Origin of the sequence: Flaviramulus multivorans (assembly GCF_021728415.1) — a bacterium.
Taxonomy (GTDB): domain Bacteria; phylum Bacteroidota; class Bacteroidia; order Flavobacteriales; family Flavobacteriaceae; genus Sabulilitoribacter; species Sabulilitoribacter multivorans.
On sequence record NZ_JAKKDV010000002.1, the window covers coordinates 146,681 to 172,085 of the forward strand.

At 33.7% G+C, this 25,405-nt stretch carries 21 protein-coding genes; 9 read left to right on the forward strand and 12 right to left on the reverse strand.

All coding sequences use genetic code 11. The features are described 5' to 3' along the window. Positions 1 to 12 precede the first annotated feature (12 nt). Positions 13 to 852 (forward strand): OmpA/MotB family protein, encoded by an 840-nt coding sequence (locus L3X39_RS05485; RefSeq protein ID WP_237230768.1) that lies wholly within the window; start codon positions 13 to 15, stop codon positions 850 to 852. A 52-nt stretch (positions 853 to 904) separates the two neighbouring features. Here L3X39_RS05485 and L3X39_RS05490 read toward each other — a convergent pair whose 3' ends face one another. The 3 genes from L3X39_RS05490 to L3X39_RS05500 are packed head-to-tail and all read right to left on the reverse strand — an operon-like array spanning position 905 to position 4,222. Continuing rightward, complete coding sequence (locus L3X39_RS05490) at positions 905 to 1,246, reverse strand: VOC family protein (protein WP_237230769.1); 342 nt, start codon at positions 1,244 to 1,246, stop codon at positions 905 to 907. Positions 1,247 to 1,258: 12 nt separating this feature from the next. Continuing rightward, entirely contained in the window at positions 1,259 to 1,879 is a 621-nt protein-coding gene (locus L3X39_RS05495) for an L-threonylcarbamoyladenylate synthase (protein WP_237230770.1), read from the reverse strand. A gap of 9 nt (positions 1,880 to 1,888) precedes the next feature. Then, the gene (locus L3X39_RS05500; RefSeq protein WP_237231310.1) at positions 1,889 to 4,222 is read right to left on the reverse strand and encodes an ATP-dependent helicase; all 2,334 of its coding nucleotides are present in this window, start codon (positions 4,220 to 4,222) and stop codon (positions 1,889 to 1,891) included. 143 nt (positions 4,223 to 4,365) lie between these two features. Between L3X39_RS05500 and L3X39_RS05505 the strand changes: the two genes are divergently transcribed. The 3 genes from L3X39_RS05505 to L3X39_RS05515 are packed head-to-tail and all read left to right on the forward strand — an operon-like array spanning position 4,366 to position 7,744. After that, complete coding sequence (locus tag L3X39_RS05505) at positions 4,366 to 5,637, forward strand: amidohydrolase (protein ID WP_237230771.1); 1,272 nt, start codon at positions 4,366 to 4,368, stop codon at positions 5,635 to 5,637. 1 nt (position 5,638) lies between these two features. Continuing rightward, positions 5,639 to 7,201, forward strand: coding sequence for an FMN-binding glutamate synthase family protein (locus L3X39_RS05510; protein ID WP_237230772.1), 1,563 nt, complete (start codon positions 5,639 to 5,641; stop codon positions 7,199 to 7,201). An 18-nt stretch (positions 7,202 to 7,219) separates the two neighbouring features. Continuing rightward, on the forward strand, positions 7,220 to 7,744 hold the full coding sequence (locus L3X39_RS05515) for a DUF7935 family protein (RefSeq protein ID WP_237230773.1): 525 nt from the start codon (positions 7,220 to 7,222) through the stop codon (positions 7,742 to 7,744). Here the strand turns inward: L3X39_RS05515 and L3X39_RS05520 are convergent, their stop codons facing one another. From L3X39_RS05520 to L3X39_RS05530, 3 genes are read right to left on the reverse strand one after another with little or no spacing between them, the layout of a single operon-like run. Beyond that, on the reverse strand, positions 7,745 to 8,656 hold the full coding sequence (locus L3X39_RS05520; RefSeq protein WP_237230774.1) for a patatin-like phospholipase family protein: 912 nt from the start codon (positions 8,654 to 8,656) through the stop codon (positions 7,745 to 7,747). A 2-nt stretch (positions 8,657 to 8,658) separates the two neighbouring features. Next, complete coding sequence (locus tag L3X39_RS05525; protein WP_237230775.1) at positions 8,659 to 9,561, reverse strand: patatin-like phospholipase family protein; 903 nt, start codon at positions 9,559 to 9,561, stop codon at positions 8,659 to 8,661. Further along, positions 9,558 to 11,552 carry a M1 family metallopeptidase gene (locus L3X39_RS05530; RefSeq protein ID WP_237230776.1) on the reverse strand — a complete coding sequence of 665 codons (1,995 nt, stop codon included), beginning with the start codon at positions 11,550 to 11,552 and terminating at the stop codon, positions 9,558 to 9,560. The genes L3X39_RS05525 and L3X39_RS05530 overlap by 4 nt, the downstream gene beginning before the upstream one ends. A gap of 72 nt (positions 11,553 to 11,624) precedes the next feature. Between L3X39_RS05530 and recG the strand changes: the two genes are divergently transcribed. Next, entirely contained in the window at positions 11,625 to 13,727 is a 2,103-nt protein-coding gene (recG, locus tag L3X39_RS05535; protein WP_237230777.1) for an ATP-dependent DNA helicase RecG, read from the forward strand. A gap of 62 nt (positions 13,728 to 13,789) precedes the next feature. Here recG and L3X39_RS05540 read toward each other — a convergent pair whose 3' ends face one another. Further along, positions 13,790 to 14,884 (reverse strand): DUF2911 domain-containing protein, encoded by a 1,095-nt coding sequence (locus tag L3X39_RS05540; RefSeq protein WP_237230778.1) that lies wholly within the window; start codon positions 14,882 to 14,884, stop codon positions 13,790 to 13,792. Between the two features lie 271 nt (positions 14,885 to 15,155). Here L3X39_RS05540 and L3X39_RS05545 point away from each other — a divergent pair, with 271 nt between their 5' ends. The 4 genes from L3X39_RS05545 (at position 15,156) to L3X39_RS05560 (ending at position 20,969) form a co-directional block, all read left to right on the forward strand. Beyond that, entirely contained in the window at positions 15,156 to 17,324 is a 2,169-nt protein-coding gene (locus L3X39_RS05545; RefSeq protein WP_237230779.1) for an endonuclease MutS2, read from the forward strand. A 251-nt stretch (positions 17,325 to 17,575) separates the two neighbouring features. Next, entirely contained in the window at positions 17,576 to 19,471 is a 1,896-nt protein-coding gene (locus L3X39_RS05550; protein ID WP_237230780.1) for a tetratricopeptide repeat protein, read from the forward strand. A gap of 17 nt (positions 19,472 to 19,488) precedes the next feature. Further along, positions 19,489 to 19,908 (forward strand): thiol-disulfide oxidoreductase DCC family protein, encoded by a 420-nt coding sequence (locus L3X39_RS05555; RefSeq protein WP_237230781.1) that lies wholly within the window; start codon positions 19,489 to 19,491, stop codon positions 19,906 to 19,908. Between the two features lie 164 nt (positions 19,909 to 20,072). After that, a complete protein-coding gene (locus L3X39_RS05560) occupies positions 20,073 to 20,969 on the forward strand; it encodes a trypsin-like peptidase domain-containing protein (RefSeq protein ID WP_237230782.1) in 897 nt (298 codons plus the stop codon). A 40-nt stretch (positions 20,970 to 21,009) separates the two neighbouring features. Here L3X39_RS05560 and L3X39_RS05565 read toward each other — a convergent pair whose 3' ends face one another. From L3X39_RS05565 to gshB, 5 genes are read right to left on the reverse strand one after another with little or no spacing between them, the layout of a single operon-like run. Beyond that, positions 21,010 to 22,170 carry a peptidase MATCAP family protein gene (locus tag L3X39_RS05565; protein ID WP_237230783.1) on the reverse strand — a complete coding sequence of 387 codons (1,161 nt, stop codon included), beginning with the start codon at positions 22,168 to 22,170 and terminating at the stop codon, positions 21,010 to 21,012. Positions 22,171 to 22,175: 5 nt separating this feature from the next. Further along, positions 22,176 to 23,006 (reverse strand): N-formylglutamate amidohydrolase, encoded by an 831-nt coding sequence (locus L3X39_RS05570; RefSeq protein ID WP_237230784.1) that lies wholly within the window; start codon positions 23,004 to 23,006, stop codon positions 22,176 to 22,178. A gap of 2 nt (positions 23,007 to 23,008) precedes the next feature. Next, positions 23,009 to 23,827 carry a sulfurtransferase gene (locus L3X39_RS05575; RefSeq protein ID WP_237230785.1) on the reverse strand — a complete coding sequence of 273 codons (819 nt, stop codon included), beginning with the start codon at positions 23,825 to 23,827 and terminating at the stop codon, positions 23,009 to 23,011. A gap of 9 nt (positions 23,828 to 23,836) precedes the next feature. Continuing rightward, complete coding sequence (locus tag L3X39_RS05580) at positions 23,837 to 24,358, reverse strand: hypothetical protein (RefSeq protein WP_237230786.1); 522 nt, start codon at positions 24,356 to 24,358, stop codon at positions 23,837 to 23,839. After that, a complete protein-coding gene (gene gshB, locus L3X39_RS05585; RefSeq protein WP_237230787.1) occupies positions 24,351 to 25,388 on the reverse strand; it encodes a glutathione synthase in 1,038 nt (345 codons plus the stop codon). Before gshB ends, L3X39_RS05580 begins: the two co-directional genes overlap by 8 nt. Positions 25,389 to 25,405: the final 17 nt, after the last annotated feature.

Here is a 25,405-nt window from a genome sequence, read left to right on the forward strand (position 1 = left end):
CTTAAAATAATTATGAAAAAAATTTTATTACTTGGCGCAACAGCGATGTTAGTTTTAAGTTCGTGTGTATCTAAAAAACAATACACAGATTTACAAGCAAAGCAAAAAGAAACTCAAGATTTGCTTAACTCTGCAACCGTAAAACTAAACTCTTGTTTAGAGGAAAGAGCTTCAGCAACAGCAAGAGCAAAAGCTTTAGAAGAGCAAGTTGCCGATTTAAGAAAAAGCAATGACAACCTACAAATTTTATCAGCAAAAGGAGCTAGCAATGTTGAAAAAACACTTGAAAGCATCAAGGAAAAAGATTTAAAAATCACACGCTTGCAAGATGCTATAACTAAAAAAGACAGCGTAACATTAGCGTTAGTAACAAGTTTTAAACGTGAAGTAGGTATTAACGATCCAGACATTGAAGTAAATGTTGAAAAAGGTGTTGTGTTTATCTCTATCTCTGATAAATTATTATTCCAAAGTGGTAGTTACAATGTAACATCAAGAGCAAAAGAAGTTTTGGCTAAAGTTGCTAAAGTTGTAAAAGCAAAACCAGATTTTGAATGTATGGTTGAAGGTCACACTGATAACGTTCCTTACAGAAAAGAACCATTATTAGACAACTGGGATTTAAGTGTTAAACGTTCTACTTCTATCATTAGAGTTTTAGAAGAGTTAGGTGTTAACCCTGGTAGATTAATTGCAGCAGGACGTAGTTCTTATGTGCCTTTAGTTGATAATGATACAGCTGAAAACAGAGCAACAAACAGACGTACAAGAATTGTTGTACTACCTAAATTAGATCAGTTCTACGAGTTGGTAGAAAAAGAAATGAAAAATTTAGAAGCTACAGGAAACTAATCCTTTTTTAAAAACATCTAAAAAGCTCAACTTACTAAAAGTTGGGCTTTTTTTATTGATCTGACCAAACAGCGAGTTCATTACCAGAAGGGTCGATAAACTGAAACCTTCTTCCTCCAGGAAATGAAAAAATATCTTTTGATATTTTTCCTCCATATTTCAACACATTCCTTTTAGCTAAATCCAAATCGTTATGATACAAAACTACTAAAGCGCCATTAATAATTTTTGATTCCACTTTTTCAAATCCACCTTCAAGTCCACTTTCTGAAAAAGCCACGTAGTTAGGTCCGTAATCAGTAAACTTCCAGCCAAAACAACTGGAATAAAACCCTTTCACTTCTTCAAGATTATCAGCCTTAAATTCAATATAATTTATGTGATTATCTTTCATGTTTATAGATAACTAAAATATTTCAACACTTCCTTTACCTTCTCTAATTACTACAGGTTCACTTTCAGATAAGTCAATCACTGTTGAAGGTTCATTATCGCCATAACCGCCATCAATCACTAAATCAACCAAGTTATCCCACTTTTCTAAAATCAGTTCAGGATCAGTCGTGTATTCAATTACCTCATCCTCATCATGGATAGAGGTAGATATTATTGGGTTTCCTAAAGCTTTAACAATATCCAAAGCTATATTATTATTAGGCACCCTTATACCAACCGTTTTTCGTTTTTTAAACGGGTTTGGTAGCGATTTCGATCCCGGAAGTATAAAAGTATAAGGTCCTGGAAGCGCCCTTTTTAAAATTTTAAAAGTCGACGTGTCAATTTGCTTTACATAATCACTTAAGTTGCTTAAGTCATGACATACAAACGAAAAATTGGCCTTTTCTAAATTTACTTGTTTTATTCTAGCTACACGCTCTAAGGCTTTTATATTAGTAATATCACACCCTAACCCATAAACCGTATCGGTTGGATAAATTATAAGTCCACCACTTCTTAAAACCTTTACAACCTTATCAATTTCTTTTGGGTTAGGGTTTTCCTCATATATTCGAATAAACTCAGCCATAATTTAAAATTAACCTACTACTTCCAATTTAGCAAAACGTAATAATAATTTTTTCACGCCACCATGCTGAAACTTTATTTCTGCTTTTACATCAGCTCCTGTGCCTTCAATTTTTAAAACTTCCCCTGTACCAAAACGAATATGCTTCACAATATTACCTACTACCAATTTGCTATCAAATAAATTAGTGTTTCCGTTGGTCTTTGAAACTGGTTTTAAGTTTTTAGGTGTTGTTACTTGAAACTTTTCTGGTTCTTTCTTTGCAGAATTTCCTTTTTTAAGTTTTGGTTGTTTTGCTGGTTTATACCTAATCACATTTGGTTCCACATCACCAAAAATGTCGGCACTTAGCATGGGGTTAAATCGCCGCTCTTCAATAGGAGTTACAATATCTAAGTATTCTTCATCAATTTCTTCAATAAAACGACTTGGTTCAGAATCTACTAATTTCCCCCATCTATAACGAGATAACGCATAGGTTAAATACGCTTGTTTTTCAGCTCTCGTTAATGCTACATAAAATAAGCGTCGCTCCTCCTCTAACTCAATTCTGGATCCCATACTCATGGCGCTTGGGAATAAATCTTCTTCTAATCCTACAATATACACGTATGGAAACTCCAACCCTTTTGCTAAATGTATGGTCATTAACGCCACTCTATCTTGGTCGCCTTTGTCATTATCTAAATCGGTTGCCAATGCCACATCTTCTAAAAATTCAGCTAAAGACCCTGTTGTATCGGCAATTTCTTTCTGTCCTTCAACAAAATCCTTCATACCATTCAAAAGCTCTTCTATATTTTCCATTCTGGTAACGCCTTCTGGCGTTCCATCTTTATTAAACTCGCGAATTAAACCACTTGTTCTGGTAACATGTTCCGCTAATTCAAAGACGTCGGCAGTTTGATTTAAAACCTGATAGCTTTCAATCAATGTAACAAAATTTTGTAGCTTCGTTCTAGTTCCTGAATTGATTTTAACATCTGTTTTATCAATGTTTTTCATCACCTCGAATATGGTTTTGTCATATCCATTTGCAGAAACAATCAATTTATCAATAGTCGTTTGCCCAATACCACGAGGTGGAAAATTAATAATTCGCTTTAATGCTTCCTCATCAGCAGGGTTTATAATAAGACGCAAATAGGAAAGCACGTCTTTTATTTCTTTTCTCTGATAAAAGGATAATCCACCATAAATTCTATAAGGTATATCGCGCTTTCTCAAGGCATCTTCAATTGACCTTGACTGGGCATTAGTACGATATAAAATGGCGAAATCACTATTTTTTAAATGGTTTTCCATTTTGCTTTCCCAAATCGTACTTGCTACGTAGCGCCCTTCATCGGCATCCGTTAACGAGCGATTAACCTTTATTTTAGCCCCTTCATCATTGGCTGTCCAAACCACTTTATCAAGTTTTGTTTGGTTTTTATCAATTATGGAGTTTGCGGCGTTTACAATATTTTTTGTTGAACGATAATTTTGCTCTAGCCTAAAAACTTTTACATCATCATAATCCTTCTGGAAATTTAAAATATTATTAATATTAGCACCACGAAACGCATAAATACTCTGAGCATCATCACCAACAACACAAATATTTTGAAACTTATCAGATAAAGCCCTTACAATTAAGTATTGAGAATGATTTGTATCTTGATACTCATCAACTAAGATGTATTTGAAACGGTTTTGATATTTAGCAAGAACCTCTGGAAAACGTGTAAACAACTCATTGGTTTTTAATAACAAGTCATCAAAATCCATAGCGCCCGCTTTAAAACAACGTTCCACATATTCCTTATAAATATCACCCATTCTAGGTCTTCGCGCCATGGCATCGGCTTCAATCAATTCTGGGTTTTGAAAATACGCTCTTACTGTGATTAAACTATTTTTATAAGAAGAAATCCTTGAACGTATTTGCTTATACTTGTAAATATCTTTATCAAGATTCATTTCCTTAATAATCGAAGCGATTAACCTATCTGAATCTTGCGTGTCATAAATAGTGAAGTTACTAGGGTAACCTAATCTATCAGCTTCAATACGCAAAATTTTAGCAAAAACCGAGTGGAATGTACCCATCCATAAATTTTTAGCTTCACTATTGCCAACAATGGTAGCAATACGTTCTTTCATTTCACGCGCTGCTTTGTTTGTAAAGGTTAGGGCTAAAATATTAAAGGCATCAATACCTTCGCTCATTAAATAAGCAATACGATATGTAAGCACTCTGGTTTTGCCCGATCCTGCACCTGCAATTACTATCATAGGGCCTTCTTTTTGCAAAGTAGGTGCTAGTTGAGCATCATTTAACTGACTTAAATAGGTCTCCAATGTCATTTTCATTTTAAGATGTGAAAATAACCAATGTTACGCTTTTAATTAAGTGGATTTATTAATAATTATAAACAATTGAATCTTGTTTAATGCTTTAGTAAATTTTGAATATCTTTAAGCTTCAATTTTTAAATTCAAGTATGAAATTTCTTTTACTACCTATCGCTCTTTTAGCAGTTATTAATTTACATGGACAAAACGATTTTGATAAACAATTTGTCGAAATAGAAGCTAAAGTTATTGAATGGCGTCGCGATTTTCATAAATACCCTGAATTATCAAACAGGGAATTTAAAACCGCCGAAAAAATTGCTAATCATTTAAAATCATTAGGATTAGAAGTGCAGACTGGTATTGCACATACTGGTGTTGTTGGTGTTTTAAAGGGAGATCAACCAGGAAAAGTAATAGCTTTAAGAGCCGATATGGACGCTCTTCCTGTAACAGAACGAAACGATTTACCATTTAAATCTGAGGTTAAAACCACCTTTTTAGATACGGAAACTGGTGTGATGCATGCCTGCGGGCATGATACTCATATGGCTATTTTAATGGGAGTAGCAGAAATACTTTCAAAAAATAAGGATAAAATAAAAGGAACGGTGAAATTCATTTTTCAACCTGCTGAAGAAGGCCCCTTACCTGGAGAAGAAGGTGGAGCAAAACTCATGATTAAAGAAGGCGTTTTAGAAAACCCTAAAGTCGATGCTATTTTTGGATTGCATATTCGTTCAAATTATGAAGTAGGTACGATTTATTACAAAAAAGGTGGTGTTATGGCTTCCGTTGAGAGGTTTGTAATAAATGTAAAAGGAAAGCAAACACATGGAGGTCGTCCTTGGCAGGGTGTAGATCCTATTCTTATTTCTGCTAAAATTATTGATGGATTACAAACCATAATAAGTAGAGAATCAGAATTAGTCAATGAGGCTGCAGTGATTACAGTTGGCAAAATTACAGCTGGCACACGCTTTAATATCATTCCTGAGACTGCTGAACTTATTGGAACCGTTAGAACACTGGATCCTGATATGAAATCACATATTGAAAAACGAATGACAGAAATGGTTACTACTCTAGCTAAAGCTTATGGTGGTGAAGCCACGATAAGTTTTCAAAATAACACAGCCATAACCTATAATGATTTTGATTTAGTGGATAAAATGTTGCCCTCTTTACAAAAAGTGGCTGGTCAACAAAATGTTAGACTTAGAAAAGCAACTACTGGTGGTGAGGATTTTTCATATTACCAAGAAGTAGTTCCTGGGTTTTTCTTCTTTTTAGGTGGGATGACTCCGGGGAATGAGGAATTTTACCCACATCACACCCCAGATTTCTATATTGATGAAAGTGGATTGATTTTAGGCGTTAAAGCGTTTACACAAATAACATTCGATTTTTTAAATAATTAATATGGAAGGAGTTTTAGGTTTTTTATCTTCAATCCCTTGGTGGGTTTGGGTTTTAATACTTTTAGCACTAGTAGCAATTCGCGATGTTTTTTTTCAAAAAGCACATACCATAAGTCACAATTACCCTATAGTAGGGCATTTACGTTATTTTTTAGAAAGCATTGGTCCTGAAATGCGTCAATATTTTGTTGCAAACAATAGAGAGGAACTGCCTTTCAACCGTATTGAACGTGGGTGGATTTATGCCTCAGCTAAAAAAGAAAATAACTACGAAGGATTTGGTACCGATAGAGATATTTACGCACATCATCATATTTTTATAAATAATGCTATGATTCCTTTTAAATTACCAGAGAATCATCCTAATACAATTGATAAAACGTTTTTACCCTGTGCCAAAGTTATGGGCGCCTTTAATAAAAGAAAAAAACCTTACAGACCTGCTTCTATCATTAATGTTTCTGCTATGAGTTTTGGCTCACTTTCAGCGAAAGCTATAGAATCGTTAAACAAAGGTGTTAAAATGGCTGATGCTTATCATAATACAGGTGAAGGTGGACTATCTCCCTACCATAGTAATGGCGGTGATGTTGTTTTTCATTTTGGTACAGGCTATTTTGGAGTTCGTGCAAAAGATGGTAGTTTTTCAATGAAAAAAATGATAAAGCTGGTTGAAGAAAACCCTTTTATTCGCGCCATTGAAGTAAAACTATCGCAAGGTGCCAAACCTGGTAAAGGTGGTGTACTCCCTGGAAAAAAAATTAGTCCAGAAATAGCAAAGATTAGGCATGTTGAAGTGGGCAAAGATGTACTATCACCTCCTAATCATTCGGCTTTTTCAAATGTTCCTGAGATGGTTGATTTTATTGAAGATATTGCCGAAGCCACTGGATTACCCGTTGGTATTAAAGCTGCCATTGGAAAACTTGACCAATGGAAAGAGTTGGCAGACATTATGGAAAAAACAGGCAGAGGTCCAGATTTTATTACTGTAGATGGTGGTGAAGGTGGTACTGGTGCTGCTCCACCAAGTTTTGCAGACCATGTGTCGTTACCTTGGGTATATGGGTTTAGCGATTTATACAAACTTTTTAAAGATAAAGGGCTAACGGAGCGCATTGTTTTTATTGGTAGTGGTAAACTCGGTTTTCCTGCAAAAGCAGCTATGGCTTTTGCCATGGGAGCAGATTGTATTAATGTTGCTAGAGAAGCTATGATGAGTATTGGTTGTATTCAAGCACAAATATGTCATACCAATCGTTGCCCAAGCGGTGTTGCTACACAAAGCAAATGGTTACAAAATGGCATCGACCCAACATTAAAATCAGCACGTTTAGCACAATACTTTAAAACCTTTAGAAAAGAACTTATTGAAATTACTCATGCCGTTGGTTACGAACATCCATGTCAATTTAAAATGTCTGATATTGAGATTAATGTTGATGACCATAATCTATCAAAAGAATTAAGCAGAACTTATATGTATGAAAAAACACCTGTACCATTTAACGGGATGCAAGCATTAAAAGATTGTTTATATTTGGGCGGAGCAAAAGTTAAATAACCTAACCGAAATTTATTTATGGAGACCACCGAACGCATCATCGATTTGTTTTTATATGCAATACCTACAGTCATTACTGGAGTTATTGCTTACTATTTCTTTAGGGAACATACTAGAAATGAAGATGGTCGTAGACGATTTTTATTAAAAAAAGATTTACAAGTAAATGCGATGCCCTTGCGCTTACAAGCTTATGAACGTATGGCACTTTTTTTAGAGCGTATATCTCCATCAAAATTACTAATAAGAATTCAACCAACAGACTCAAATAAAGAAAGTTATGAGTCTTTACTTATACAAAGCATTGAACAAGAATATGAACATAATTTATCGCAACAAATTTATATTAGTGATAAATGCTGGAACATAATAACTACTGCAAAGAATGCGACTATTCAACTTATTAGAAAGGCGAGCATGCTTGAAAAAACAGACACTTCAAACAAATTACGTGAAGTAATTTTAACTGAAATGATGGAGCGCATATCACCGAGTGATGCAGCACTGTCGTTTATAAAAGATGAAGTTTCTGATTTATGGTAATTAACCCATACGTAGTTCGTTTGAACTAGCCTCTTCACATTTCTTTTTAGCGTAATAATACCCTTGTTGCCACCACGAGGTCATTAATTTTTTGTTAAAAATCAATGAGTTTTCAGTGAGTTTTGAAGGTGTGTAGAATAAATTAAGCTTTACGTCTTTATTTTTTGCTGCTAATTTTCCAATAATAATATCGCTCCGCTCTACCTGATCAAGTAGGTGTCCAAATAAATTTATCATTAACGAAAAAGGGTTTTTACCTAGCACTTTATTGTAAGCCATATTTTCAGATTCTAAAATAACAGCATCAACCTCGGTAGCTCCTCGTAAAATAGCCTCTCGTATTGGAACCACACAACCCAAACCACCATCGGCATACTCAAATCCGTTTTTCTTTACCAAGGACATAAATGGAATATAATTACAAGAAATCCATATCCAATCACAAAACTCATCATAGCTAAAATCTTTTATAGACTTATATTCAACACAGTTTTTAGATAGGTTTGAAACTGTAACTACAACATCATCTTTGGTTTTCTTTATTAAATTATACTCCTCATAAGTAAAATGCTTTTTAATGTGTCGCCGTAATGCTTTACTCTCTCCAAAGGTGCGCTTCATTTTTATAAATTGCCACAGCGTATTAATAAAATCTATGGAAACAAACTCTCTATCACCTTTCTTTCTTAAAGCAAAAGGATTTACACTAAAAATATTACTTTGATTTACGTTTGTAAAAACTTTATGAATTTTATCAATCTTACCCGCTGCTATATGAGGTATTAATAAACTCCCTGTGGAGGTTCCTAAAAATAAATCATAATCTCTCTTCTCTTCTTTTATTAAATATTCGGCTACACCACCAGCATAAGCGCCTTTACTTCCTCCTCCTGATATTACTAATGCCCTCATATTTAATTTTCTAATTGACTTACTTCTTGGTTTTTAAATTTAGCAAAATTATATCCATCCTGCCACCATTTGGTCATTTTCTCTTTATTAAAAATTAATGAATTGGTGGTTAAAACCGTAGGCGCATAATAAAAGTTAATGATGGCGTTATTATTTGATGCAACAAACTTACCTATTTTAATATTTTGAGACTCAATGCGGTCTAACATAAAATTAAACATATTGGTTAACAACGAAAAGGGATTACGAGAAGGCATCCTATTGAGCTGATTGGTTTCTGTTTGCAAAATAATAGCATCTACCACCGTTGCACCTCTTTTTATCGCTTCTTCAATAGGCACCATACTCCCTAAGCCACCATCAGCATATTCACAGCCATATTTTTTTACTAAAGACATAAACGGCGTATAGTTACAAGATATCCATATCCACTCACAAAATTCATCATAATCAAAATCTTTAATAGATTTATACTCTACTTGGTTTAATGACAAATTAGAAACCGTAACAACAATTTCTTTACCCGATTCCTTTAAAAGCGTAAAATCATCGATTGTTATAGATTCCTTTATAAGTGTTTTTAAATTATAACTTTCGCCAAAAGTTTTACTACCGCGCAATAAGTTTTTAAGAACGCTGAAATGATTAATCGCGATGTTTTGAACACCATATTTAGATTTAATTACAAAAGGACAGACATTAAAAATACTGCTGTTATTAACGTTTGTGTAAACCGATTTGATTTTATCTATTTTATTTATGGCCAAATGAGAAACCAACAAACTGCCAGTAGAAGTACCTATAAACATTTGATAATGATGTTTTAAATCTTCAATAAGATATTGAGCCACACCGCCAGCAAATGCACCTTTACTACCGCCTCCTGAAATAACTAATGCTCTCACTTGATTGTTTTTAAAAGTTCTTTAGCAAACTTAGAAAATTGCCAGTTATGATGATTCGTGGCCTGTTGTAAATTTTCTTTGCAAGCATCATTACACGATTGTATTTGGCTCAAATAACGAAACGCATTAATGCGACTTTCAAAGCCATATTTAGGGCTTGTATAATCAATCAACTCATCAAAATACGTCTTTTTGTTCTCAGTCTCAAAATCTTCAGTAACCAAAGCTAAAGTTAACCAAAGCATTCGCACATTTTTATCACTAAACCCTTGAATACCGTTTGTTTTATTAAGGTATTTATGTCGCTCTTGCGGAAAATTAGCCCATAAATTATACAAGGCAGCTTCAATGGTGATATATGATTTGTCATCAAGAAGCGATTCGTAATCCGTTTTTAATTCTGATGGGATTGTAGTTAACGTTTTTGCAATGGCTTGACGAACTTTGACGTCATCAATAAGAAATGTTGATTTTGAAATGTTATTTCCTAAATCTTTTACTATTCTAGCTTTATAAAATGAATTATTTTGACCCAATAAAAACAATTTACATACTTCTGGTGTTTCTTTACAATTATATTGAAGGTATTGTTTTATTGATATTGAATTCAAATACAAAATTTCTTCCATTTCACCATAATTAAGCTCATCACTTTCTAACCAATTTTCAACAAACTCACTCAAGTCTTGCCCACTAGCCTTTTCAACTTCATTTATAAAATCATCAGTCTCAACATTTTTAAACTGATATTTTAGCAAATAGTTTTTTACAGCTTTTTTGAAAGCCTTATCGCCTACTTTTTCTCGTAAAATATGCAAAGCCCATGCTCCTTTTTTATAAAAGGTTGTGCTACTCGATTTCGAATCCAACAATGAAGTGCTTCCACCAGCTTTATCCTGCTCTAAAAGCTCTTGTGCATATTCATAAAGTCGCCAATAGTAGTAATCATCACCAAACACCTCGCGCTCTGCTAATAAAGCGTAATACGTTGCAAAACCTTCTTGCAACCAGTGGTGCGTTCCCGATGTTTCGGTTACCAAATTACCAAACCATTGATGCGCCAATTCATGAGCATTTACATTTACATAGTTTTTATCAACAAATGCAATAGAATCAATTACATAACTATCTGCAAAAATGGTACAACTTGTATTTTCCATTCCGGCATACAGAAAATCTTTGACAGGCACTTGTTTATAATTTTGCCATGGATACGGAACACCAATTTCCTCTTCCAAAAAATCAAATATTTGCTTGGTGTAGCGATACGTAGGTTCAAACTTCAAGGAATCTTCAGGGTAATAATACATTTCTAAAGGAATACCGCTCTTTGAATACGCTACTTTTTTATCGTATTTACCAATGGCTAAAGCAACCAAATAGCTAGACATAGGTTGTTGCATATCGTAATGCCAAGTGATTGTTGATTCGTTTATCTGTTTGTCTAATAATTTACCATTGGCTATAACTTCATAATCTTTATCAAAAGTGATGGATAAATCGAACTCTATTTTATCGTTCATGTCATCAATACTAGGCAACCAATTGCTCGTGTATTTTCCTTGACCTTGTGTCCAAATCTGTTTATTGCCATTTTCATGTTCCCAATCGATAAAATACATGGCTTTTTTGGGATTGTTTTTAAAAAAGAAAAATCTCAAACCATACTCTTGACCCTTTTTGAAGTCATGTACAAGCCATATTTTTTTATCATTGCAATTATTTACAACCTCACCTCTATGAAGAAGATCTGCTTTTTTATTCTTAGGAAACATAATCATTTTCATGTAACGCATATCAACTGCATCTAAATAGATTGAATCTACATCTTTTAAAATTTCGAAAGTACATTCAAATTTACCATAGACTTTGCTTTGAGATACATCAAAATTAACACTGGCATTAATCCTTTTAAAATCAACATATTCCGTTTGTTGAGAAAACCCCAATAAAGCAAAACAGAAAAAGAAAAGTGACACTAAATACTTCATACTAAAATAATAACAAGGATTAGACCAAAATAGCACTTTTAATCTTAATTGGAATAACGTAAATTCGCTTTTATGTCTGTTAACCTTCAAACTCCTATTGATTACTTAAAAGGTGTTGGCCCCAATCGAGCCGACTTACTTCGTAAGGAGCTAGGTATTTACACATATCAAGACTTAATCAACTTATTTCCAAATAGATACATTGACAGGACACGTTATTATAAAGTTAACGAATTACAACGTAATAATGCCGATGTACAAGTTGTTGGAACTATTACAAAGTTTGAAGAAGTTGCTCAAAAAAACGGAAAACGTCTTGTAGCTACGTTTCAAGATGAAACAGGAACCATGGAGTTGGTTTGGTTTCGAGGACTAAAATGGATTCGAGAAAGTTTAAAACTTAACAAGCCTTATGTAGCTTTCGGTAAAACCAATTGGTTTAGTGGCAAGTATAACATGCCGCATCCAGAACTAGAATTGCTCGAGGAACACGAAAAAAATATTCGATCTGCGATGCAACCCATTTATCCATCAACAGAAAAGCTTTCAAATAAAGGCATTTCAAATCGGGTGATTAATAAAATAATACAACATTTATTTGTTGAAACCAAAGGGCAATTTTCTGAAACCTTATCAGAAAATTTACTTTCCGAACTGAAACTAATAAGCAAAAAAGAGGCGCTTTTTAACATCCATTTTCCGAAGAGTCAAGAGCTACTTGCCAAGGCTCAATTTCGATTAAAATTTGAAGAATTATTTTATATTCAACTTCAATTATTAATCAAAAATTTAATTCATAAATCTAAAATAAAAGGGTTTCCTTTTGAAAAAGTCGGCAGCTATTTTAACACCTTTTTTAAAGACCATTTACCCTTTGAATTAACCAATGCACAGAAACGTGTCTTGAAAGAAATCCGAGCCGATTTAGGCAGTAATGCACAAATGAATCGATTATTACAAGGTGATGTAGGTTCTGGAAAGACCATAGTGGCGCTAATGTCAATGTTAATAGCACTTGACAACGGTTTTCAAGCGTGTTTAATGGCTCCGACTGAAATTTTGTCAGTCCAACACTATAATAGATTATACGAACTATGTAACTCATTAAATATCAGTATAAAAATATTAACCGGTTCAAGTAAAACTTTAGAAAGAAAGGAAATTCACGAATCTTTAGAAAATGGTGAATTACAGATCTTAATTGGCACGCATGCACTACTTGAAGACAAGGTGAAATTTAAGAATTTAGGACTCGCTATTATTGATGAACAACATCGTTTTGGGGTTGCTCAACGCAGTAAATTGTGGCATAAAAATTTATCTCCACCACATATTTTAGTGATGACCGCTACCCCTATTCCACGCACCTTAGCTATGTCCGTTTATGGCGATTTAGATATCTCCATAATTGATGAATTACCACCTGGCAGGAAGCAGGTGAAAACAGTTCATCGGTATGATAAAAACCGACTCAATGTATTTCGCTTTATTCGAGATGAAATTGAAAAGGGCAGACAAATTTATATCGTTTATCCACTGATTCAGGAAAGTGAAAAAATGGATTATAAAGATTTGATGGATGGCTATGAAAGTATTGCTAGAGACTTCCCGATGCCCAAATACCAAATTTCCATTGTTCACGGCAAAATGAAACCCGCTGATAAGGAATATGAAATGCAACGCTTCATAAAAGGCGAAACACAAATTATGGTAGCCACAACCGTAATAGAGGTTGGTGTAAATGTTCCAAATGCCTCCGTAATGATTATTGAAAGTGCTGAGCGCTTTGGATTATCTCAACTACATCAGTTACGTGGTCGTGTGGGTCGTGGTGCAGAACAGAGTTATTGCATTTTAATGACTGGACATAAACTTAGCAACGATAGTAAAACGCGCTTAGAAACTATGGTTCGAACCAACGATGGTTTTGAAATAGCCGAAGTAGATTTGCGACTTCGCGGACCTGGTGATATTATGGGCACACAACAAAGTGGTGTGCTAAACTTAAAAATAGCTGATATTATTAAGGATAATGATATTTTAAAAAGTGCTCGTTATCATGCTAAACGTATTTTAAACAATGACCCTACTTTAACCTCAACGGAAAACAAAGTGTTGTTGCACACCTACAAACAATTGAGTAAATACAAGAATATTTGGAATTATATAAGTTAAAAAGCTCAACCAATTAATTTGATTGAGCTTAATAACTGATTGCAGTTTGATTGATGATATGTTTATATAACGCCTAATTCCTTTAAATGTTTCTCCGAATTGGCTTTTACATTTGCTGGCGGATTCATTGATAACGATTTTTTAAAGTATTTAATTGCCTCTTTATTATTTCCCATGGTTCTGTAGGCTTCCCCTAAACTGTCATAAACATTAGCATTGGTAGGATCTAACTTAGCCGCTTTTTTAAAGTAAGTCAGCGCTCTATCATAGTCTTTATTTCCTAACATTTGATATCCCAAAGCATTCAATTGATTGGCATTAGCCATAGAAGCCGCTTCATCCATCATGGTTACATACTCATTCGTTTTTCCTAGTTTATTCAGTATTTGTGCTTTTATTGCCACATTATTGAATGTTTTCTGACTAAAAAATTGTCCAGCAATAGCAGCATCAATCCACGTTAAAGCTTCATTTAAATCACCGCCATTGTTTAAAGAATAGCGCGCTGCTTGTTCCCAATTTTGACGCTGAAACCCAGCTTGCCCTTTAAATTTTGCTCTAAAATCATTTAAAACAATATCTGTTACATTGAACGATACATTAAAAGGAAACGCTTTGGTTCCCCAAGCTAAAGAAGCTGTTGTTGAATTTGGCGTCACTTCATTAAACTCAAATGTTAATAATTCATGATGCGGAACCGTTGTGGTAGTAATATCAGCTCTTAAAGCATCTTTACTTTCGTCATAAAAGAAACTTCCCCAAGCATCAGCATCTTTTGATAGAATTAAGGTCGCCGTATCATCTTCTCTTACTTCAAGGTGCAAACCATAAGTCCCTGCCTTTATAGGCTTTCCTTCTACTTGTGCATCGTGCGAAAAAGTAATAGTTGTATTTTCATCGGCACCCGCTCTCCATGGAGCCGCTGTTGACGTACCAAAACCAAGATTATTCATACCATAAGGCACCAGTTTTCCCCAAATTTCTCGTCCTTTTACACTAGGTCTTGAATACGTAATGGTTACATCAGACACTCCAACACGTTGAGAAATTGTAGCTTGTTGACTGCCACGTGGCGTGTTTAATTGAGCAAATGCGCTTAAACTAAAGGAAAGTAAGCAGATAAAAATTAATGCGGAAAGGTTGTAGTTAGTTTTCATTTGTTGATTGTTTAATTATTTTTAAAGATCAAATGGAATTCGCCAATAAGATTGAAGTATCAAAATTCAATTATAGCTCATTTCATAAAAGTTCAGTTAATTGATTGAGTTATCAAGTTATGTAGAAATCTGACCTACAGATGTTAGCGTTATGTTAAACAATTACCCAACACTGTTAATTAACTATTTATTAAGAAAGTGCAGAGAGCGTAAAACATCTTAAGTTTAATGTTTAAATTTGCTCTTCTTTTAAAAGTATGTTTTACCGATAATGATTCATATACACGAAAAAACTTTACAAGATTTAGAGTTCCCAATTGTTTTAGAACAGGTGAGCGAACACTGTGTTACCTCTTTAGGAAACAAGAAAACTTTAGAGATTTCTCCCCACAAAACAAAGGAAGAGTTGCTGGCTGCTTTAGGGCTTACCAACGAATATCTTTCTTCATTTTATAATGATAACAGAATACCGAATCATGGTTTTGACGACCTTACTAAAGAATTAAAGCTGCTACGTATTGAAAATACTTATTTAGAAGTACACAGTCTTAAAAAAATAGTGTCTACATCAATAACCGTAAACGACATTGTAACCTTTTTAAAGAAATTTGAAGACTATTACCCAAACCTTAATAATTATGCTTCGCATATCGAGGTTACCAAGGTTATTATTGAGAAAGTTGACAATATTGTTGATCGATTTGGGGATATTAAAGACGATGCGTCTTCGCTTTTATTTGAATTACGCCAATCAATTAATAAAATAAAAGGCAAAATAAACGCCAGTTTTGCTACTGCCTTAAACATGTATCATAATCTTGAATATTTAGATGATATTAGAGAATCCGTTGTTGACAACAAACGTGTTTTAGCTGTTAAAGCTATGTACAGACGAAAAGTGAAGGGAGCTATTATGGGTGGCAGTAAAACAGGTAGTATTGTTTATATTGAACCTGAAACCACCTTACAACACACACGTGAACTCAATAATTTAGAATATGAAGAACAGGAAGAAGTGATTCGTATTTTAAAAGAAGTCACCGATTATATTCGTGCGTTTTTACCATTACTTAACGATTATCAAACCTTTTTAATCAACATAGATGTTATTTCCGCGAAAGCGAAATACGCAAAATCTATGAACGCCATTCTTCCTGAAATTTCGGAAGATAGAAGTATGTTTTTACGCGATGCGTACCATCCACTGCTTTACTTGAACAATTTAGAAAAGAAAGAAAAAACATTTCCGCAAACCATAGAACTAAAACATGATAGCAGGATTATTGTTATTTCCGGACCCAATGCTGGTGGAAAAAGTATCACTTTAAAAACAGTAGGTTTATTGCAAGTCATGCTTCAAAGCGGTTTGCTTATACCAGTACATGAGCGCAGTAAAGCGTGTTTGTTTGATAGAATTTTGAGTGATATTGGCGATAATCAATCCATAGAAAATCATTTAAGCACTTACAGCTATCGCTTAAAGCAAATGAATTATTTTTTAAAGAAATGTAATAAAAACACACTCTTTTTAATTGATGAGTTTGGTACCGGCAGCGACCCTGAACTTGGTGGTGCTTTAGCTGAAACGTTTTTAGAAGAATTTTATCATCGAGAAGCTTTTGGTATTATTACAACCCACTACTCCAACTTAAAAATATTGGCAAACGAGCTACCGTACATGCTAAATGCCAATATGTTGTTTGATGAAAAAACTTTAGAACCTTTATTTAAATTGGTTATCGGTCAAGCCGGAAGTAGTTTTACATTTGAAGTTGCTCAAAAAAATGGGATTCCTTATAGTTTAATAAACAGAGCTAAAAAGAAGATTGAGCGTAGTAAAGTACGTTTTGATGCAACTATTGCAAAGCTTCAAAAAGAGCGCTCAAAACTCGAAAAAACAGGGCAATCACTCAAGCTTAACGAAAAGAAAAAGATTGAAGAGGCAGACAAACTAGAGGAAATTAATGCCAAAATTCAAAAGAAACTAGAAAGCTATCAAGAGTTATATGACAGTAACCAACGTTTAATTTATTTAGGACAAAAAGTAAATGATTTAGCCGAAAAATATTTTACTAATAAGCAGAAACGGGAGCTCATGGGCGAGCTTTTTAAATTAGTCCAAATAGAAAATTCCAAACGTAAAAAGGTTTCAGCAAAACAAAAACAGCAGGAAAAAATAAAAGAAACCCAAATAAAAAAAGAGGTTGAAAAAAAGGTAAATGTTATTCGCAAAAAGAAGAAAGCTGAAAAACAAAAAGCCGTAGAAACGCCTAAACCAAAACCTGTTTTAAAAGTTGGCGACCGTGTGCGAATGGAAGACGGTCGAGCAATAGGTAGTATTGACAAAATTGAAAAAAATAAGGCGGTTGTAAATTATGGTGTTTTTACCACTAATGTAAGTTTAGAGCAGCTAGAATTGGTTGAAGCGGTAAAAAAATAGCAAAAATCCATACTTTTTTAAGTGGACAAAAAGGGGACATGGCCATTTTTAAACCTATCTTCTTAAGTGGACAAGCAAAATTCCTACATAATTATAATTAATTGATAATCAGTTTTTTAAAAACTATTTTAAATCGATTTTGGTGTTAAAATTATAGACATCCAACGGACAAGCACGTCTTCATCAAATCTTAAAACCGTAATTCCAAGAGTTATAATATCTATCTTAGCAATAGCTAATTAACAAATATTATGAAGACGCTTTTACTACTTTTTATTACGTTACTTTTTACTTCTAATGTTACATACAGTCAGGACACAAAACTTGTTGACAGTTTAAAAAACGAACTTAAACTTAGAAAGGAAGACGACTCCATTAAGGTTATGATTCTAACAAGGCTTCATGAAAAACTCATGTTTTCAAAACCTGAAGAAGCTAAAGGCTACGCAAAACAAGAATTAGAAATTTCAAAACGTATTGGATACAAAAAAGGTATTGCGGTTGCCAATATGCATTTTGGAGATTATTATGGTAATAGAAGCGAAAACGATTCTGCTTTACACTATTACGGTGTAGCGAAACAGCATTTTAAAGACGTTAACAGCACTAGAGGACTCATCTTTATAAATCACTCCATGTCCACCATTAAACAGCTAACAGGCGACTTAAATGGTGCTATTGACCTTACTAAAGAAACCCTCAATTTAATTAAAGAAAACGAAGCTGATGGTGATTTAAAAACAAAATTTATTGGAGCGCAACACAATGCTTTGGCTAATATTTATATTGAAAAGGGAAGTTACAACATAGCACTTGGTGAAGCACTAAAAGCCCTAAAATGCTTTGAAGACATAAATCATGAATCGCGAAAAGCCGATGTTTTAAAACAGATTGGAGATATTGAGTCTGGTTTAGAAAATCATCAAGCTTCTATTGAGTATTTTAATCAAGCCATTGAAATTTATGAACACTTGGGCGAAAAAATGTATGCGGCGTATGCTTACAACTCTATGGGCATTTCTTATCAAAATTTAAAAGACTATCAAAACGCTAAAAAAAACTATGATTTAGCTATCAAATACTCAAGAGAGGTTGAAGACAAACTATCGCTTTCAAACACCTTGCACAATTTAGCAGATATAGAAATCATTAATAAAAACTATACGAAAGCAAAACAGCTTTTAGAAGATGCCAAGGCCATTTCAGAAGAGGAAAATCTGCAATTAAGTTTGGTTAATGCGTATGATGGCTTGTCGCAAATAGACTATCATACCAATAACTTTTCAAACGCCTTAGACCATAACGACCAAGCGGTTGCACTTTCTAAATCAATGGGTGCTTTACCACATTTAAAAGATCTTTATAAATACCGTTCTGAAATACTGTTGAAAGTAAACAGAAGTGATGAAGCGGTGTATTATTTAAAAGAATCACAAAAAATAAACGATAGCTTGTTTAACGCCAAAAAATCGCAACAAATTGAAGAATTAAAAGCCATTTACCAAACTGAAAAGAAAGAAGCCGAAATAGCTTTACAGCAAGAAGAAATTAAAACCTTAAACCAAAAAGTTGAAATCAGTAATTTACGTAAAGGCTTGTATGCTGGTGGTATGTTTACTTTTGTAGCTGTTTCAGGACTCTTGTTTTTTGGATTTAAACAACGTATGAAAAAGAATAGGATTGAGCGTGAAAAACAAGAAGCCATATACAAGCAAGAAATAGAGTTTAAAAAGAAAGAGTTGGCGTCTCAAACACTTCATTTAGTGCAAAAAAGCACCTTTATACAAGAGTTAAAAGAAAATCTTGAAAAGATTAAGCAATCGCCACAATTATTTAAAGTAGAGTTCAGGCGTTTAGTAATGTTGCTTAAAAAAGAAAGCGCTGAGGATAAAGATTGGGAAGTATTCAAATCTTATTTTACTGAGGTGCATAACGACTTTGATAATAAACTTAAAAGCATCTACGAAAGCATTAATGAAAAAGAAATTAGGCTCGCTTCCTTTTTACGCATGAGCTTGTCTACTAAAGAAATTGCCAATATGCTTAATGTACTCCCAGAAAGTGTTTTAAAAAGTAAATACCGCCTTAAAAAGAAGCTTAAATTAGATAAAGACACCGACCTTACAGAGTTTTTAAATACCTTATAAAGGCGTATCTTTGTTTTATGAATATCAATATTCCTGAAGGTAAAAAACTTATTTTATTTGATGGTGTTTGCAACCTTTGCAACAACAGTGTGCAATACGTAATTAAACACGATACCAAAAATCAATTTATGTTTACCGCTTTACAAAGTGAAGCAGGTAAACAAATTATTGACGCTTACCATATTGATACAAACCAAGTAGACTCCATACTACTTTACACACCTAATAAGGGTGTGGTTTACAAATCTTCTGCAGCTTTAAAAATTGCAACACATTTAGGCTTTCCTCAAAATTTAATCGGTGTATTTTTTATTGTACCACCTTTTATACGTAATTGGGTATATGACTATATTGCCAAAAACCGCTACAAATGGTATGGTAAACAAGAAACTTGTTGGATACCCACGCCAGAGCTAAAAAGTAAATTTTTAGAATAAAAATAAATCAATAACGCTGACATGTAATTGTTTATAACTTTTAATGTAAACCTTATATTACATATTGATTTTTTAGCTTTAAAAACCTAACTTCGCTTATACGTGCTGAATTTGTTTCAATATTAAAACAGCTTCATATCATGTCGTTGTACATAATTTATAAAATGAAGTATTTTATTATAATAATATTGTTTTCGATAACAAAGGTTTTTGGCCAAGAAAGTAAATTAGGACTTTCTGAACTTTTGGTTAATTCCACTATTCGGATTGAATCATCTGGAGATACATTAATTAATGGTATTAATCAAAAGTTTAAGTCTGTTGGAACTGGCTTTTTCTTTCAATTCCAAGTTGATAGTACCAAAATAGCTACTATTATTACAAATTACCATGTAATAAAAAACACTGACAGTTTAAACCTGAATTTTACAGAAGAAATAAATGGCAAACCAAATTATGGTAGTATTTTAAAAACAAAAACGGGTCGAACAAAAAATAAATGGATTAGACACCCAGATGTTGACTTAGCAATTTTACCATTAGACTCTATCAATTGGAGCTCTATAGAAAATAATAAGATTCCATTTTATGTGTCATATACTCAATCGGAATTACCAAAAAAAGAATTAATTGAATCTTTAAGAGCAATCGAGGATTTATACATGATTGGTTATCCAATTGGTTTGTCAGACACTAGAAATAATATTCCAATAACAAGAAAAGGAACTACAGCAACACCAATCTTTTTAGATTACGAAGGAAAAAAAGAATTTCTACTAGACATTTCTATATTTTCAGGCTCAAGTGGTTCACCTATTGTACTTTATAATGAAGGTTCATATAATAACGGCCCTGGTTTAGTTATAGGTACACGCCTATTTTTACTTGGTATTAATGCTCAATCCAAAAATTATAATGCCAAAGGAAATCTAATTTTACCATCAAATGTTAAAAATATTGAGACATATACTAGAATTCCTATTGATATAGCAATTATAATTAAATCATCAAAAATTATAGATTTCAAACCCATTTTAAAGAAAATAATCGAGCAAAAGTAACTATGTACGACAATGGCTATAAGTAATTGCTTGTTCTCGCCTACTTTAAACTCCTTAAAATAAAATCTACCTTGTTATTGGTATTTTTGTTTTCGGCATACGAATCCGTAATATGTTTTGCAGGTATAGCTAGTTCGCTTTCAATTAAAGATTCTATTTCGTTTACATAATCTAAAGACACTTTTCCAGTAAGTAACAAGCTTAAATCTTTTCCTTCATGGTAGTAATCGTAAATTTTTTTAAGTCCTGTTAAATACAAATAATCTTTAGTAAAACCGCCACCACGATGCGCTCGCACAGTGATATAATACGCTTCTTCACGCTCTAAATCGTATTGATTATGCAACAGCCTAAAAGTTCTTGAAAAGGTATAACCTTTGGCTAAACTATCTACAGCAATCACTCTATAAGCCAACTCTTTTAAGCGTGTAAGCGTTAAGTTATTACTCATATACTCCGAAAAAACCGCTAATCCTTCTTGGGTTTCTTCATTGTTCGGAAATCCGTGTGAAAATATTTTTAAAGGTTGCAAAATACCATTCATAGTAGTAACCATATGCACACCAATTTCATGATTGGTTAAAACAGCAATTTCATTGTCGGAATAGGTATAATTAGCATTTAAAACCAGTGTTTTTATATTATTTAAAACCATAGCTATCGCCGACATTTTATCAGACTGCTTAATGCTATAGCTAAAATCGTATTTCTTTGAAAAGTCTTTAAAAAAAACCTCAGCTTCGGTAGCGCTATACTTAGGTTGAAAAGCGGGTACTTCTTTATTTTCATCTTCAAAATGAAGAATAAACTTAGCGTTTTCCACATCATTCTCAGTAGGCGTACCAAAACAACGCAAACAGTTGTAGTAAAACTTTTTATCATTACCTATATTTTCAATACAGCGTATAAGCCCTGAATAGGTATAAATAATGTCTTCGTAAAGTTTTCTTATCGCTTCATCTTCAATAAGTTCGATGCTTTGTGTATATAACTCTCTATGCAGTTTAAACTTGTCAAAATTAATCTCAGGATACTTAAAAACGGGGTCGGTCAAATATTTAGACGCAAAAAAAAGGGTTTTTTGTTCTTCAATATTAGTTGGGTTAACGTAGCTTAAAAGTTCAATTTGCTTTACTAAGGCATCAATACTTTCATCTATTTCAAAAAGGGCTTTAATAGCAACGTCGTTTCCAATCTTCATAATTTCTAACTTTTAAAGGCATTATAAACACGCATAGCGTGTTCGGGTATGCGTTTTACCAATTCGGTTTCCACAGCATGTACAACTTCGGGGTATATAATTTGGTCGTATTCATCGCAGTACACCTTGGCAATTTCGGTTGCCAAAACTAAGGTATTTTTAAAATTCTGCGTAATGTATTTTAAAAAATAACCATTGCCTTGAAAGGTATCGTTAATTTTTGATGTCGATTTTATATTATTAGGAAACCTTATTTCAGATAAGCTTTGTCTCCAGCTTTCAACCACTGCTCCAAACCGATTGTTGTCAATATTGCTTGTTCCTAAATTCCAAGTAGGCACTTCCCTATCCCAACGTTTCCAATTATAGCTGTGCATATCGTAAACTGTACAAAAACCAAATTTAAACTCTATAGTTTCTATTAAAGTATGCACCACTTTGTAAAAATTGCTGTGTTTTTCAAGGCTTTTGTTTATCATCACTTCGGAAAGTGGATACTTCCAAAGTTGTTTTCCCCAAGCGTCGAAATAAATAGCACTTTCAGGCGATCGGTTTAAATCGTATTCAAATCGCGAATCGCAACCAGCAATCACAATAGGATGACTTTTAACCATGTTTTTAGTTTCAGGGTCTTCTTCGTACCATCTTTCATATTCGGTATGCAAGCAAGACTTCCAAAGTTCTTTCCTAAATTGATGACCATCGTGTACCGCACCACATACATATGGTACATAAGCATCAATTTTTATGGTAAATGAATAGTCTGAAGCTACTGCTTCAAACGTTTGCTCGTTTTTAATTTTAGTAATAATATCTTTTAAAGGAAGTTTTTGCATGATTAATCCTTTACTAAACTTCCCCACTCCGTCCAAGACCCATCATAAACCGAAATGTTTTTATAGCCCGCAATATCCGCTCCTAAAGCTAACACACAAGCTGTAATACCCGAGCCACAAGAAAAAATAACAGGATCGTTTTTATGAGCAACCATATACAAAGCTTTTTCAAGCTCTATTTTAGGTTTTAAAATACCATTATCGAGCAGTGTTTCAAAGGGTAAGTTTACCGAATTTGGAATTGTACCTTGACGTAAACCTGCTCTGGGTTCTGGCTCCTCGCCATTAAATCTACTGGGAGAACGTGCATCGACAATTTTGTGGGTTTTATTTTTTGAAGCGTCTTCAACATCTTTAAAAAACTTCATAAGGTCAGGTTGAAGGTTTGGTGTAAAATTACCAGAAGGACCATCATATAATTTCATTGACTCGACTGCATAGTTAGCTTGTAACCAAGCCGGAAAGCCACCATTTAAAACAGCTACATTATTGTAACCAAATGCTTTAAACAACCACCATACCCGTGCACTGGAATATATACCTTTATCGTCATAAACTACAATGGCACTATTATTATTAATACCTAAAGCTCTTGCTTCTTTTTGAAATTGTTGAGACGAAGGAAAAGCACTCGGAAACGGGTTTGAAGTATCACTAAACTTATTTTTTATATCGAAAAGTCTTGTGTTGGGAATTTGCTTTTGAGAAGCGTCAAACACTTTGTTTATGGTGCCATCTAAAATAACAAGATTGTCTGCATTCAAATTAGCATGAAGCCAATCAACGGTAACTATAGGCTGATTTAATTCGATTCCTTTCATCTTCCAAAATTATTTAAAAGCTAAAAACACTTGAGGAATAATAACCCATCTATCTCCCACTTTAAAAAAAGCAGCTCTTGTTTTATGATTAGAATCCGCATCATTTACATACTGCAATCCATAAACCGTTACACCATCGTTAAGATAATTTGCTAATATGGCATAATCTTCGGGAAGTCCGTTCGTTATCCCTTTGCTCAATTCTGATTTGGTTGCAGACAGTACGTTGGCTTTATCAGTATCGCTAGTTGGTTTCATACTACTATCAGGCACCTTATCAATGCCATTCCATTTTTCATGGGAGTAATCAAAAGCTTTTTGAGCATAATCTTCATTTAAAAAAATGATAGAATAATCACTTTGTAAAGGTTTGAGTGTTTTAAGAAACGTATGATTGGTATCTACTCTTAACTTTGTAATGACATCTTGCAGCTCGTCTATTTCATTATTCTGAGCAAAAATATTAGAACAAGTAAAACTGCATAGAATACAAATAATAAGGAGTTTATATGTTTTTATGACCTTAAGCATCTTGAACAGTTTTTCTAAGTCTGGTACGTCTATCAAAAGCTTGAAGTTTATCTAACACCTTCATTTCTAAAAAGTCAATTACTTTTTCTTCAATTTTCGTTTTAAGCTTATAAACTTTATTGATATAGGTGATTCCACCCGGAGACATCACATTAACCTCAACCAGTTTACCACCAATAACATCAATACCTACAAAGTAAAGTCCGTCGTTTACTAATTTAGGCCCTATTTGTTTACAAAGCGCTTTTTCAGCTTTTGTAAGCGCATGTCGTTGCACACTACCACCAGCAGAAACGTTGGAACGGTGGTCGTCATTTCCTGGAACACGTTTCATGGCTCCTACAGCTTCACCATTAAGCATTAGAATACGAACATCGCCTTGGTCTGCACCTTCAATATAATCTTGAAGAATTACATAGTTTGAAGACCCATCGCCACTATTTATATAAAAATCGAGCAAGGAATTAATATTACTCATGGCCGATTTTTCAATTAAAATAACACCCGAACCACCAAAACCATTAAGAGGTTTTAGTATCATTTTATCAGATTTCGATTCTCGTATTTGTCTGATTAAATATTTTTTGCTTTTTGAGACATGAGTAGCAGGAATAATATTGCTGTGAGCATCGCCAAAAGCTGCTGTATAAAGCTTGTTATTTGCTTCACGCATGCCTTCTAAAGAATTCATGATAAACACATCGTCTTTAACCGAATCTAAAAAGTTAAGCATGATAGGGTCTAGTGGTGGGTTTGCTCTAAAAAAGATAACATCAAAACCTGCTAATGGTAGCATTTCTTCGCGTAATTCTGCCTTTTTGTAAAATGACTTTAACGAACCTGGAGTTTTATCCATTCTACCAACAACCTTACAAGTCGCATTTGTAACACTATTCCGTATAGTTAAATTTGAAGGTGTACACATGGCTACACCATGTTTTCTTTTTACACATTCTTTAATCAATGCTAAAGTTGTATCATGTTCTGGGTCTATTTCTTCCCAAGGATACATAATGAAACAGATGTTCATGTTTTTAGAGTTTTCTA

Coding starts and splice junctions, on each gene's coding strand:
- L3X39_RS05485 (WP_237230768.1), top strand. CDS start 13: ATGAAAAAAATTTTATTACTTGGCGCAACAGCGATGTTAGTTTTAAGT.
- L3X39_RS05490 (WP_237230769.1), bottom strand. CDS start 1,246: ATGAAAGATAATCACATAAATTATATTGAATTTAAGGCTGATAATCTT.
- L3X39_RS05495 (WP_237230770.1), bottom strand. CDS start 1,879: ATGGCTGAGTTTATTCGAATATATGAGGAAAACCCTAACCCAAAAGAA.
- L3X39_RS05505 (WP_237230771.1), top strand. CDS start 4,366: ATGAAATTTCTTTTACTACCTATCGCTCTTTTAGCAGTTATTAATTTA.
- L3X39_RS05510 (WP_237230772.1), top strand. CDS start 5,639: ATGGAAGGAGTTTTAGGTTTTTTATCTTCAATCCCTTGGTGGGTTTGG.
- L3X39_RS05515 (WP_237230773.1), top strand. CDS start 7,220: ATGGAGACCACCGAACGCATCATCGATTTGTTTTTATATGCAATACCT.
- L3X39_RS05520 (WP_237230774.1), bottom strand. CDS start 8,656: ATGAGGGCATTAGTAATATCAGGAGGAGGAAGTAAAGGCGCTTATGCT.
- L3X39_RS05530 (WP_237230776.1), bottom strand. CDS start 11,552: ATGAAGTATTTAGTGTCACTTTTCTTTTTCTGTTTTGCTTTATTGGGG.
- recG (WP_237230777.1), top strand. CDS start 11,625: ATGTCTGTTAACCTTCAAACTCCTATTGATTACTTAAAAGGTGTTGGC.
- L3X39_RS05540 (WP_237230778.1), bottom strand. CDS start 14,884: ATGAAAACTAACTACAACCTTTCCGCATTAATTTTTATCTGCTTACTT.
- L3X39_RS05545 (WP_237230779.1), top strand. CDS start 15,156: ATGATTCATATACACGAAAAAACTTTACAAGATTTAGAGTTCCCAATT.
- L3X39_RS05550 (WP_237230780.1), top strand. CDS start 17,576: ATGAAGACGCTTTTACTACTTTTTATTACGTTACTTTTTACTTCTAAT.
- L3X39_RS05555 (WP_237230781.1), top strand. CDS start 19,489: ATGAATATCAATATTCCTGAAGGTAAAAAACTTATTTTATTTGATGGT.
- L3X39_RS05560 (WP_237230782.1), top strand. CDS start 20,073: ATGAAGTATTTTATTATAATAATATTGTTTTCGATAACAAAGGTTTTT.
- L3X39_RS05565 (WP_237230783.1), bottom strand. CDS start 22,170: ATGAAGATTGGAAACGACGTTGCTATTAAAGCCCTTTTTGAAATAGAT.
- L3X39_RS05570 (WP_237230784.1), bottom strand. CDS start 23,006: ATGCAAAAACTTCCTTTAAAAGATATTATTACTAAAATTAAAAACGAG.
- L3X39_RS05575 (WP_237230785.1), bottom strand. CDS start 23,827: ATGAAAGGAATCGAATTAAATCAGCCTATAGTTACCGTTGATTGGCTT.
- L3X39_RS05580 (WP_237230786.1), bottom strand. CDS start 24,358: ATGCTTAAGGTCATAAAAACATATAAACTCCTTATTATTTGTATTCTA.
- gshB (WP_237230787.1), bottom strand. CDS start 25,388: ATGAACATCTGTTTCATTATGTATCCTTGGGAAGAAATAGACCCAGAA.